The organism is Hyphomonas oceanitis SCH89, from assembly GCF_000685295.1.
Taxonomy (GTDB): Bacteria; Pseudomonadota; Alphaproteobacteria; order Caulobacterales; family Hyphomonadaceae; genus Hyphomonas; species Hyphomonas oceanitis.
The window spans coordinates 51287-63237 of record NZ_ARYL01000018.1 but is presented as its reverse complement, the minus strand read 5'-3'; the positions used below and the strand labels follow the sequence as shown (position 1 = coordinate 63237).

Here is an 11951-nt window from a genome sequence, read left to right as displayed (position 1 = left end):
CTACTCCTGATCCACGTAGCAGACCTTGCGGGCCGCTGCGACGATGTCAGCGACACCGGGCAAGCTCATGGCTTCGAGATTTGCCGCGTAAGGCAGCGGCACATCCTTCTGGTGAACGCGGGCCGGCGGCGCATCGAGATAATCGAAGGCGTCGGAAACGACAGAGGCACAAATTTCGGCACCGATACCCATGAAGCGCCAGCCTTCCTCGCAGGTGACGAGACGGTTGGTCTTCTTGACGCTCTCAATGACAGTTGCCGTATCGAGCGGACGAATGGAGCGCAAGTCGATGACTTCTGCGCTGATCCCCTGCTCTGCCAATTCCTCTGCGGCCTGCAGCGCGAACCCAACCATGCGAGAGTAGCCCACCAGCGTTACATCCGTACCGACGCGCTTCACAGCGGCCTTGCCGATCGGAAGGATATGGTCTTCGAGGTCCGGCACCGGGAAGCTGGTGCCGTAGAGCAGTTCGTGCTCAAGGAAGACAACCGGATTCGGATCACGGATGGCCGCCTTGAGCAGGCCTTTCGCATCGGCCGCATCATAAGGCGCGATGACCTTGAGGCCGGGTATGTGTCCGTACCAGGAGGCATAATCCTGGCTATGCTGCGCGCCGACGCGCGAGGCCGCACCGTTCGGCCCGCGGAACACGATGGAACAACCCATCTGGCCGCCTGACATATAAAGCGTCTTGGCCGCCGAGTTGATGATCTGGTCAATCGCCTGCATGGCAAAATTGAACGTCATGAACTCGACGATAGGCTTCAGGCCACCAAAGGCCGCACCCACGCCGAGACCAGCAAAGCCATGTTCCGTTATCGGCGTATCGACCACGCGGCGCGCGCCGAATTCCTGCAGCAGTTCACGGGTAACCTTGTAAGCGCCCTGGTATTCAGCGACCTCTTCGCCCATGACGAACACTGTTTCGTCGCGGCGCATCTCTTCGGCCATCGCATCACGCAGGGCGTCACGCACCGTGGTATCCGTGAAGCTGGTGCCTTCGGGGATAGAGGGATCGGAAAGGACAGGTGCAGCTGGGGCTGCCTCAGCATCCGACGGTGGTTTCGGCTTCTCTTCTTTGGCGACAGGCTCAGCATCGCTTTTGGCGGGTGCGGCAGCGCCGTTGGACTTGGGCTTCACATCGCCTGCATCTTCGCCGTCTTCAGCGAGCACCGCGATCACGGCGTTGACCTTCACGCCTTCAGTGCCTTCAGCAACGAGGATCTTGGCGAGCACACCTTCATCGACGGCTTCGACTTCCATCGTTGCCTTGTCAGTTTCAATTTCGGCGATGATGTCACCTGAGGAGATCTTGTCGCCTTCCTTCTTGAGCCATTTCGAGAGGGTTCCCTCTTCCATGGTCGGTGAGAGGGCTGGCATAAGAATATCGACTGACATTTACACACCCTCCACTTCGCGCAGGACATCCGTCCAGAGTTCAGAAGCATCCGGCTCCGGGCTCTCAAGCGAGAAGTCCGCAGCATCTTTCACGATACCCTTGATCTCCTTATCGATATTCTTGAGTTCGTCTTCGGTTGCATGGCCGGCCTCTATAATCTGGCCCTTGAGGCCCTCGATCGGATCGTGGTGCGTGCGAATATCATCGACCTCTTCCCGCTTGCGGTATTTCGCCGGGTCAGACATCGAGTGGCCTCGGTAGCGATAGGTTTTCATCTCGAGGATATAAGGGCCCTTGCCAGAACGCGCGTATTTGACAGCCTTTTCACCGGCTTCCTTCACCGCGAGCACGTCCATGCCATCAACGGCCTCACCTTCGATCTCAAAGCTGATGCCGCGTTTATAAAGCTCAACCTCGGCCGAGGCGCGCGCAACGCTCGTGCCCATCGCATACTGATTGTTTTCGATCACATAGACAACCGGCAGATCCCAGAGCGAAGCCATGTTGAACGATTCGTAGACCTGCCCCTGGTTGGCCGCCCCGTCGCCGAAATAGGCCAAGCTGACATTGTCGCCGCCCTTGTATTTATTGGCAAAGGCCAAGCCCGTGCCAAGCGGCACCTGAGCGCCAACGATACCGTGCCCACCGAAGAAATTCTTCTCGCGACTGAACATATGCATCGAGCCACCCTTGCCCTTGGAAAGACCGCCGCTGCGTCCGGTCAGTTCGGCCATGACGCCTTTCGGGTCCAGTCCACATGCGAGCATGTGACCGTGGTCGCGGTAACCGGTAATAACCTGATCCCTATCCTTGAGGCAGGCTTGCATGCCCGTCACGACCGCTTCCTGACCAATGTAGAGGTGACAAAAACCCGCGATCTTGCCCATGCCATAAAGCTGGCCGGCCTTTTCTTCGAATCTTCGGATCAACAGCATGGCCCGATAGAATTCGAGCAGCTCTGCCTTACTTGCTTTTGAAGGTGCCTTTTTGGCACCTTTCGGTTTCGTTGCCATATAATGCTCCATCCCTGCGAGTCTTATGTCTGCGCATTTCCGCAGAGACAAGTCAGAACATCTATGTCAATTTGCAACGCTACGTTCTGACGTCATCAAGACGATTTCGTTTGGATATACGAATGCCAGCTTATCGCGTGCGAGCGCTTCTACAAAGTCCGGATCCACAGAACCTGGTGTAAGTCTGCGGATATCGGTGCGCAGGCGCGAGATATCCGTCTCGATCTTGGCGAGTTCCACCTTGCGATCTTCGAGTTCAAGCTGGGCATCCGACCAACGGCCAAGCCCCTTCTCCCCCGCAAAAGCGTGGTAGGCAAAGTAGAGCACGAGAAGACTTAGGCCGAGGGCCTCAAGGCGTGATACCATGAGGCCCACCTGTAACGACGATTGGTTAACCGTGCGTTTGCACTAAGCAGCGTTGATGCGCGAGCGGCCGGCGTAAATGCCGATCGGACCCAGTTCTTCTTCGATACGGATGAGCTGGTTATACTTCGCGATTCGGTCAGAACGTGACAGGGAACCCGTCTTGATCTGCCCGCAATTGGTGGCGACTGCCAGATCTGCGATGGTCGAGTCTTCGGTTTCACCGGAGCGGTGAGACATGACGGCGGTGTACGCGTGGAGGTGCGCCAGTTCGACTGCGTCGAGCGTCTCGGAAAGCGTTCCAATCTGGTTGACCTTGATCAGGATCGAGTTCGCAGCGCCCTTCTGGAGGCCGATAGACAGGCGCTCGGGGTTTGTCACGAAGAGATCATCGCCGACGAGCTGGACACGATCACCAATCATCTCGGTCAGTGCGACCCAGCCATCCCAGTCGTCTTCTGCCATGCCGTCTTCGATTGAGACAATCGGATAGCGACCGCAAAGATCGGCGAGATATTTCGCAAACTCTTCCGACCCCAGGATCTTGCTCTCGCCGGCAAGGTTATACTTGCCGTCCTTGTAGAACTCGGTCGAAGCGGCATCGAGTGCCAGGGCAATGTCTTCGCCCGGCGCGTAGCCTGCTTTCTCGATGGCCTTCATGATGAAGCCGATGGCCTCATCAGTCGAGCCGATGTTAGGGGCGAAGCCACCTTCATCGCCAACATTGGTGTTATGACCAGCATCATGCAGCGTTTTCTTCAGCGAGTGGAAGACTTCAGCGCCCATGCGCACAGCATCTGCCATGCTTTCGGCGCTGACTGGCATGATCATGAATTCCTGAATGTCGATCGGATTGTCCGCGTGTGCGCCGCCATTGATGATGTTCATCATCGGCGTAGGAAGGACACGGGCATTGGCGCCACCGACATAGCGGTAGAGCGGCATCGCGGCGCTTTCCGCGGCGGCCTTGGCCACAGCCAACGAAACGCCGAGAATCGCATTGGCGCCCAGGCGGGACTTGTTCTCAGTGCCGTCGAGATCGATCATCATCATGTCGATCAGGCGCTGGTCGCTGGCATCCATGCCTTCAAGCTCGTTCGATATCTCGCCGTTCACGGCATCGACGGCGCCGAGGACACCCTTGCCGCCGTAGCGGGACTTGTCGCCATCGCGCTGTTCGTGGGCCTCGTAGGCCCCCGTGGAGGCGCCGGAAGGGACCGCGGCACGACCTGTCGAGCCATCATCAAGAGTGACGTCAACTTCCACTGTCGGGTTGCCCCGGCTGTCGAGAATTTCGCGGGCGTGAATGTCGATGATCTCGCTCATGGCAGTCTGGTGTCCCTCTTAGGCATTATGTCAGATGTAAAAAGCGCCCCCTACCGGACGGCGGGAGGCGCTGGAAGCCTTAGTCTTGTGCGCGCAAATGCGCAACCTGACTAGATGTCGTCCTTCGGCTCAAGAACCTGACGGCCGCGATAAACGCCGGTTTTCAGGTCGATATGGTGCGGACGGCGAAGCTCGCCCGACTGGGCGTCCTCGATATACGTGTTCATATCAAGCCGATCATGCGAACGGCGCATGCCGCGGCGGGACTTGGAGATCTTGCTCTTTGGAACTGCCATGACAGGTATCCGGTTTGTTGCGCATTTTCAGCGATTGAATTGGAACGGGCCTCATACAGACGCCCAACAGGCTTTGCAAGGTCTGAAGATCACCAAACCCGCGAATTCTGCATTCCCCTTCCCTATTCGGGTTTAGGCGCCGCAGCGTCTTCCACCTGCTTCATCAGTTTCAGCATGTTGCCACTCCAGATTTTCTGGATGTCTTCCTCGGAATAGCCTTCGGCCAACAGGGCTTCTGTCACTCTAGGCAGGAATGAAACGTCTTCCATTCCAACAACACCGCCACCGCCATCCCAGTCAGCGCCCATGCCGACATGATCCGGGCCTACGACCTCAAGCGCATGATTCATATGTTCGAGGAATTTTTCGAAAGTCGAGCGTGGCGCCGGGAATTGGGCGTCAATTTCTTCCATTTTGGCGATATAGCGGTCCCGGGTCTCTGCGTCAGCGGTCGCAGGAGAAATGCCCTCGAATTCCTTCTGCATCTCGTCGAGTGCGGCCTGGCGTTCCGGCGTCGGGGTCAGCTGTTCCAGATACCCGCCATAGGCGTTGATCTGGATAACGCCGCCATCATCAGCGACCTTCCGCATCAGGTCATCGTCAATGTTGCGCGGATGGTCATAAACGGCCTTCACGCCTGTATGGGACAGCATGATCGGCGTCGTCGACAGTTCGATGATGTCATCAACCGTCGAATCAGAGGCGTGCGAGCCGTCGACCATCATGCCGAGTCGGTTGGCTTCCTTGATCAGTTCCACGCCGAGCGGGCTCAGGCCGCCATAGTCATTGGCACCGAGATCCGTTGCGCTGTCGGCGAACTGGTTGTCGCGGAAGTGGACCGGCCCAATCATGCGAACGCCGCGATTGTAGAATTCCTCTACCATGCCGATGTCCGTGCCGAGCGGATAGCTGTTCTCGATCGACATATAGACGACCTTCTTGCCGGTTGCGGCGATTCGGGCGGCATCTTCAGACGTGTAGGCAAGCTCGAATGATTCGGGATGAGCCGCAACCATGTCATGGATTTCCTGGTTGCGGGTCAGCGCAGCCTGTTTCGCGGCCTCATAGGAGGCTGGGTCCATCGGGCCCTGCGGCGTGAAGGTCACCCAGAAGCCACCGTCGAGGCCACCGCGGTTCATCTTCGGCAAGTCGACTTGGACACTGCCCAGAACGCTCGGATTATCGGCCATGATGTCAAAATCGGCCTTTGAGAAGTTGGCAGGTGTGTCGAGGTGCGTATCGAGCACTAGCATCTCGTCATGGATTTCTGCTGCCGTCTTCGGTGCCGCAACGGCTTCCGGTTCGGCAGGCGCAGGAGCCTTCTGCTGGGAACAGGCCACCAGAGCCAGAGCCAGTACGCTCGTTATCGCAATTTTCAATTTTCAGCCCTCATACTCGTTAGAATGAGCGGGACCATATCGCTAAACTGCAACAGCGCAAGAAAATGGCCGCCCCGAAGGACGGCCAAGGTAAAGCAAGAAGGACGTCAGGCTTTGTTCGGGCAAATAGCCTAAAAACGCGGCACCGACAGTCATGATTATAGTCTTGGCAACCTGAACGGAGCGGTGACCCTCTGTTATGTTCCGTTCACCTGAGAGGCGAGCAGCACCGCCTTCGACTCAGCGGCTGACCTGCCAATCGCGCAGGATTTCCTCGGTATGCTCGCCGAGCCCTGCGGGCCGCCGTTGGATTTCTGCGGGCGTGCCAGAGAAGCGCGGCGCTGGCGCTGGCTGCATCACCCCCTCGACTTCGACGAATGTCTGGCGCTCGGCATTATGTGGGTGGTTCGGGGCTTCAGCCATGGAAAGGACCGGCGCAAAGCAGATATCGGTGCCCTCCATGATGGCGCACCATTCATCGCGCGTCTTCGTTTTGAACAGCGCCGTCAGCTTGGCTTTGAGATCGCCCCACTTGGAGCGGTCCATCTGCGCCTTGAATTCCGGATCGGTAATCTCGGCCTTTTCCAGCAAGAGTGCATAAAATTGCGGCTCGATCGAACCGATAGAGACCCATTGGCCATCGCCACATTCATATGTGTCGTAGAAGTGGGCACCGCCATCGAGCAGGTTCGATTCGCGGTCATCGGTCCAGACGCCCATGGCTTTCATACCAAAGAACATGGTCGCGAGAGAGGCCGCGCCATCCGTCATGGCCACATCAATCACCTGACCCTTGCCTCCATTCTTGACGTTCACGATGCCGGCGAGGAGCCCCATCGCCAGGTAGAGGGCTCCGCCGCCATAATCACCGACAAGATTCAGGGGCGGGCTCGGACGCTCGCCCTTCCGGCCCATCGCGTAAAGGGCGCCTGTAAGGGAGATGTAATTGAGATCGTGCCCGGCCGCTTGCGAGAGCGAGCCATATTGCCCCCACCCCGTCATGCGACCATAGACGAGCTTGGGATTACGACCGAGTACGACATCCGGACCAAGACCGTTGCGTTCCATCACACCGGGGCGGAATCCCTCTATCAAGCCATCAGCCCTTTCCATCAGCTTCAGGGCGGTCTCGACATCAGCGGGATCCTTGAGATTCAAGCTGATGGAGCGTCGGCCACGGCTCATGACATCTGCCGCGCGTCCCGGCTTGCCATCGCCGGGGCGGTCTATCCGGATAACGTCTGCGCCCATATCGGACAGCAACATGCCGCAGAACGGCCCGGGGCCGATCCCTGCAAACTCAACAATCCTGACACCGTCCAGTGGCCCGCTTGCCATCATTCTCTCCCGTTCAATTAGGGCCCTTTGGGCCTGATTAGCGGAACATTAAGTGTCGAACGCGCAAAAGAAAGGGGTGTCCTAGCGTCGCCCTTCGAAGCGTTTTGAGTGTTTCATGTCTGATACGTCCTATCTGGACCCACCTATCGAAATCGCTGCGACCAGTCCTCGCCTCGAAATGATCCTTGCGCGCATGCGATCAAGCGGAATGAGGCCCTATCCTGCCAGCCAACCGCTAGATTTCAATTCAACCGGCCCTCTCCTCGTCGATATCGCAAGTGTGACGCGGATGACGCTGGAACATTGCGCCCGGGCATGTGCTGCAGGTCTGTCCCGTCCGATGGCGATTCTCGATGTGGCAGATACTGGCCTCAATCTTTCAGACGTCATCACGCTGCGGCGTGACCGCGACCTTACAATGCTCAAGGGGCGGCTTGCTGCGCTGTCGCGGCGCGAATCCCGCAATATGGAAGTGTCCATCCGCGCAGAAACGGCCCGCGAATTCGGGTTGGCGCCGCCCGTCACCCCCGGTGACGCGCGTCCCGAACTTATCTATGTCGGCGAAGGTTCACCCATATTCCTGTCTCTGCAGGGCGCCCTAAAGGCGCGCGGACTGTCGCTGACGGCCGCGATTTCCCGAAGCACGGTCCGGGACTACCTGTCGAGCCGAAGGTTCGCCGCAGCGCTATTCGACCTTACTTCCGAAGAAGCGCTTGAGACGGCTTACATCGAAGGCCCACCATCCGGCGACATGCTGAACAATGTTCCGATCTTTGCCCTCGTAAACGGTGAGAGCCAGACATCCGAGGCCATGAAATCAATTCAAGCCTACGCAGACGAAATCATTGAGTGCCAGGATAAGGCCTCCCTCGTCGCAAATCGTATAGACGTGCTGGCGCGCCGCTATAATGCGATGCGGCCCATCACGCCCTCGACGGCACTTGCCCCGGCGGCCCGAGACCTGGCGACAGGGCTCTTTTCCCGCCGGTTTCTTGAATCACATCTTGAGCGGCAAATAGAAGTGGCAGAGCAGCGAGCCGAGCCCCTAAGCTTAGTCATGCTGAAACTGACCGGTGAGCGCCGCAGTGAAAGAAGGGTGCTGAAAACCCTGGCTGATTGTCTACAACCGCTACTGCGGGAAACAGACTGCGCGGCCGCTCTTTCGGCAGGTATCCTTGGCATCTCCTTGCCAACGACACCTTATCGCGGCGGAGCCCGGCTTGCGACGCGGATAGCAACTCATGTCGCAGACCTGGACACGCTGTCTGACGTTGTTCTGAACTGGCGTGTCGTCGAAAAGCGCGCCTATCATTCCGCAAAAACGTTCCTTGATTCTGGCCTGCAGGGACCGTTCATGCGTCTCGAAGCCGCCTAGGCCGATACGCGGCCCACAACGGCCTCCAGTTCCTTCAGGAATGCTTTAACGGCCACAAGACGTCGCTCGGGCTCTCCGCCCAGGCCGGAGTGGACCAGTTTTGAATCCGCCGGACGCAACTTCAGAACATTAGGGCGTGTCCGGACGAGTTCCATAAGGCGTGCGGGGTCCATGATCGTATCAGGGCGGAAAGCGAACACCGCGCCTTTAACACCTGAATCCAGCTTGGAGATACCCAGTGCCTTGCACTGAACCTTGATCGCAGTGACTTCCAGCAGCTGCCGCGTCGGCTCCGGCAACGGTCCGAAACGGTCAATCAGTTCAGCAGCGAAGGACTCGCGTTCCTCGGCCGTGCTGATGTCTGCTAGACGCCGGTAAAGCGAGAGACGGATCGTGAGATCCTCGACATAGTCTTCGGGGATCAGCACCGCGACGCCAAGATTGATCTGTGGCGACCAGTCATCCACGACTTCGTCTTCGTCCCGCGCACCGGCCTGAAGCGCCTTGACGGCATCTTCGAGCATGGACTGGTAGAGTTCCACACCCACTTCCCGGACCTGGCCAGACTGCTGGTCGCCCAGCAGGTTACCCGACCCGCGCATGTCGAGATCGTGGCTGGCAAGCTGGAAGCCGGCGCCGAGACTGTCCAGCGACTGGAGAATCCTCAAACGCTTCTCGGCCATCTCAGTCACAACCCGGTCACGCGGCGTGGTGAAATAGGCATAGGCGCGTAGTTTGGAGCGTCCGACGCGGCCACGCAGCTGGTAAAGCTGGGCCAGACCGAACATGTCGGCGCGGTGGATGATAAGCGTGTTGGCGCGAGGTATATCCAGGCCGCTTTCGACAATCGTGGTCGACAGAAGAACATCATACTTGCCCTCATAAAAGGCGTTCATGATGTCTTCGAGTTCGCCCGCCGCCATCTGGCCGTGCGCCACAACGAAGGATACTTCGGGAACCTGCGTCGACAGGAACTGCTCCAGCTTGTCGAGGTCCTGGATACGTGGTGCGACGAAGAAGGCCTGGCCACCGCGATACTTTTCGCGCAGCAGTGCTTCGCGCAAAGTGACCGTGTCCTCTTCCGTGATATAGGTCCGAACCGACAAACGATCCACGGGCGGCGTGGCGATAATGGAGAGATCGCGGATACCCGTGAGTGCCATCTGCAGTGTGCGGGGAATTGGCGTTGCAGAGAGCGTTAGCACATGCACATCGGCCTTCAGCTCTTTCAGGCGTTCCTTGTGCTTCACGCCGAAGCGCTGCTCCTCATCGACGATCAGGAGGCCAAGGCGTTTGAAGTCCATGCCCTTTGCGAGCAGCGCGTGCGTTCCCACAACGACGTCCACGCTGCCGTCTGTGAGGCCGTCGCGCGTTTCCACAGATTCCCGTTGACCCACCAGCCGTGAGAGATGGCGAACCTTGAGGGGCCAGCCAGCAAAGCGTTCGGAGAATGTCTTGAAGTGCTGACGCGCGAGCAAAGTTGTTGGCGCAATGACCGCAACCTGCTTTCCGCTCATCGCCGCCATAAAAGCGGCGCGAAGAGCGACCTCGGTTTTGCCAAAGCCCACATCGCCGCAGATAAGACGATCCATTGGGCGACCGGAGGCCAGATCCCCAAGCACATCTTCGATCGCGTTTAGCTGGTCATCCGTTTCCTCATATGGGAAGCGCGCCGCGAATTCTTCGTACATGCCCTGCCCTGCCGACAGCGCTTCTGCGCGTTTCAGGGCTCGTTCGGCAGCGACAGCCATGAGTTCAGCCGCCATCTCAAGGATGCGTTTCTTGGCCTTGGCCTTGCGCGTCTGCCAGCCCGCTCCACCGAGGCGGTCCAGCTGGCTCTCAGACTCTTCAGAGCCATACCGGCTGATCAGGTCGATATTCTCTACCGGCAGGAAGATCATGTCGCCGCCAGCATACTCGAGCTGGAGGCAGTCGTGGGGAGCGCCTGTCAGCTCCAACGTTTTCAGGCCGACATAGCGTCCAACACCATGATCGACGTGCACGACAAGATCATCAGGCGATAGCGCGGTTGCATCAGTGATGAAACTGGCAGATTTGCGCCGACGGCGCGGGGCTGCGAGGCGGTCACCGAGTATGTCGGCCTCGGAGATGACTGCAATCTCGGGGGAAACAAAACCGGACTCGAGCGGTATTTCGACAACGGTGAAGTCTGTCTTGCAGGCCGCTTCGAGCGAATGAACCTGCGCAAGATCCGGCAATCCGTGGTCCGCCATGACATTGATGAGGCGATCAGTCGAGCCAGCAGACCATGCGGCGAAGGCAACTGGCTTACCCGACGCATAGAGCGCACGGGCATGCGCTATAGCAGATTCGAAGATGTTCTGGTCGGACCGCAGCCGTTCGGGCGCAAAGTCCCGACCAATGCGGGCACCCATGTCATAGGCCCCACCTGACGCTTCAGCCGGGCTGAATTTCACGACAGCATGCGTTGCAAGCAGTTGATCTACTTCGTCTGGTTCCAAATAGAGGGTCGAGGGTGCGAGCACACGCGCTGAGTGAGCATCGCCGCCCGCAGCATCGAGCCGGGCGTTATAATAATCGAGTGCTTGAGAGAGGCGCTCAAAAGCCGATTCAGGCGCGAGGTGTCCGAGCCCTACGAGGGCGTTCTCGCCAACATAATCGAACAAGGTTTCCAGATGGTCGTGAAAAAGCGGAAGCCAGGCCTCGACGCCTTGCCGACGGATGGAAGCGCGAGCCGACTCGTACATCTGATCACCCGATGGCGGTCCAAACGTGGCCAGATAGCGCTCCCGAAAACCACTCAGGATCTTATCATCGAACAGGACTTCGCTGACAGGCGCGAAGGCGACTGAACGCGCGTCCCCTGTCGAGCGCTGGGTTTCGGTGTCGAATGTGCGCAGAGTCTCCAGCGTATCGCCGAAGAAGTCGAGCCTGTAGGGTTCTCCAGCCGTCGGCGGAAAGATATCAATAATGCCGCCACGGATCGCGAATTCGCCCTGCTCGCGCACTGTGCTCGCGCGAACGTACCCATTCACGGCGAGATAATCTGTAAGGTCTTTTTGAGCGACAGACTGTCCGATTGAAACGGAGAACGATGCGCGGCGAAGCGTGGCAACGGGAGGCGCGCGCTGGACGAGCGATGTCGCCGTTGTGACCACCAAGAGGGGCCCTTGCGAGTTGTCATGCCGGGCGACCCGGGCCAAGCCTGCGCATCGGCGTGCCGCGACACTAGGGGATGGACTGATCCGGTCATAGGGCAGTGTGTCCCAACCGGGTATGTCGATACTATCGAGGCGCGGCGTGATAAATTGTGCAAGGCGCCGAGCCGTGTTGGCGCTCTTGTCGTCGCGCGTGACGTAGAGTCCGATACCGCCCCTTGCGACCAAGGCATTACAGAATGCAATCAGGTCCGTACCGAAGGGTGCGCCGGCAAAGCTGGCGGGGCCGCTCAAGGACTTGAGAAGGTCGGCGGGTGTCATC

9 protein-coding genes are annotated in these 11951 nt (G+C 58.6%); 1 reads left to right on the top strand and 8 read right to left on the bottom strand.

What is annotated here, in order from left to right:
* The 7 genes from HOC_RS12545 to HOC_RS12515 form a co-directional block, all read right to left on the bottom strand.
* Positions 1-1398: a pyruvate dehydrogenase complex E1 component subunit beta gene (locus tag HOC_RS12545; RefSeq protein WP_035539102.1), complete on the bottom strand. Its 1398-nt coding sequence runs from the start codon at positions 1396-1398 to the stop codon at positions 1-3.
* Positions 1399-2412, bottom strand: a complete 1014-nt coding sequence (gene pdhA, locus HOC_RS12540) for a pyruvate dehydrogenase (acetyl-transferring) E1 component subunit alpha (protein WP_035539173.1) — start codon at positions 2410-2412, stop codon at positions 1399-1401. It abuts the gene before it with no gap.
* A gap of 66 nt (positions 2413-2478) precedes the next feature.
* Entirely contained in the window at positions 2479-2778 is a 300-nt protein-coding gene (locus HOC_RS12535; RefSeq protein ID WP_081812311.1) for an FtsB family cell division protein, read from the bottom strand.
* A 42-nt stretch (positions 2779-2820) separates the two neighbouring features.
* Positions 2821-4101: a phosphopyruvate hydratase gene (eno, locus tag HOC_RS12530; protein ID WP_035539099.1), complete on the bottom strand. Its 1281-nt coding sequence runs from the start codon at positions 4099-4101 to the stop codon at positions 2821-2823.
* Positions 4102-4211: 110 nt separating this feature from the next.
* The gene (rpmF, locus tag HOC_RS12525; RefSeq protein WP_034742997.1) at positions 4212-4397 is read right to left on the bottom strand and encodes a 50S ribosomal protein L32; all 186 of its coding nucleotides are present in this window, start codon (positions 4395-4397) and stop codon (positions 4212-4214) included.
* Between the two features lie 122 nt (positions 4398-4519).
* Positions 4520-5776, bottom strand: coding sequence for a dipeptidase (locus HOC_RS12520; protein ID WP_241767007.1), 1257 nt, complete (start codon positions 5774-5776; stop codon positions 4520-4522).
* Positions 5777-6016: 240 nt separating this feature from the next.
* Positions 6017-7114 carry a CaiB/BaiF CoA transferase family protein gene (locus HOC_RS12515; protein WP_035539096.1) on the bottom strand — a complete coding sequence of 366 codons (1098 nt, stop codon included), beginning with the start codon at positions 7112-7114 and terminating at the stop codon, positions 6017-6019.
* A gap of 115 nt (positions 7115-7229) precedes the next feature.
* On the opposite strand from HOC_RS12515, the gene HOC_RS12510 reads away from it, so the two are divergent.
* Positions 7230-8489, top strand: coding sequence for a diguanylate cyclase domain-containing protein (locus HOC_RS12510; RefSeq protein WP_035539095.1), 1260 nt, complete (start codon positions 7230-7232; stop codon positions 8487-8489).
* Here the strand turns inward: HOC_RS12510 and mfd are convergent.
* Positions 8486-11950 (bottom strand): transcription-repair coupling factor, encoded by a 3465-nt coding sequence (gene mfd / locus HOC_RS12505; RefSeq protein ID WP_035539094.1) that lies wholly within the window; start codon positions 11948-11950, stop codon positions 8486-8488. The genes HOC_RS12510 and mfd overlap by 4 nt on opposite strands.
* Position 11951 lies beyond the last annotated feature (1 nt).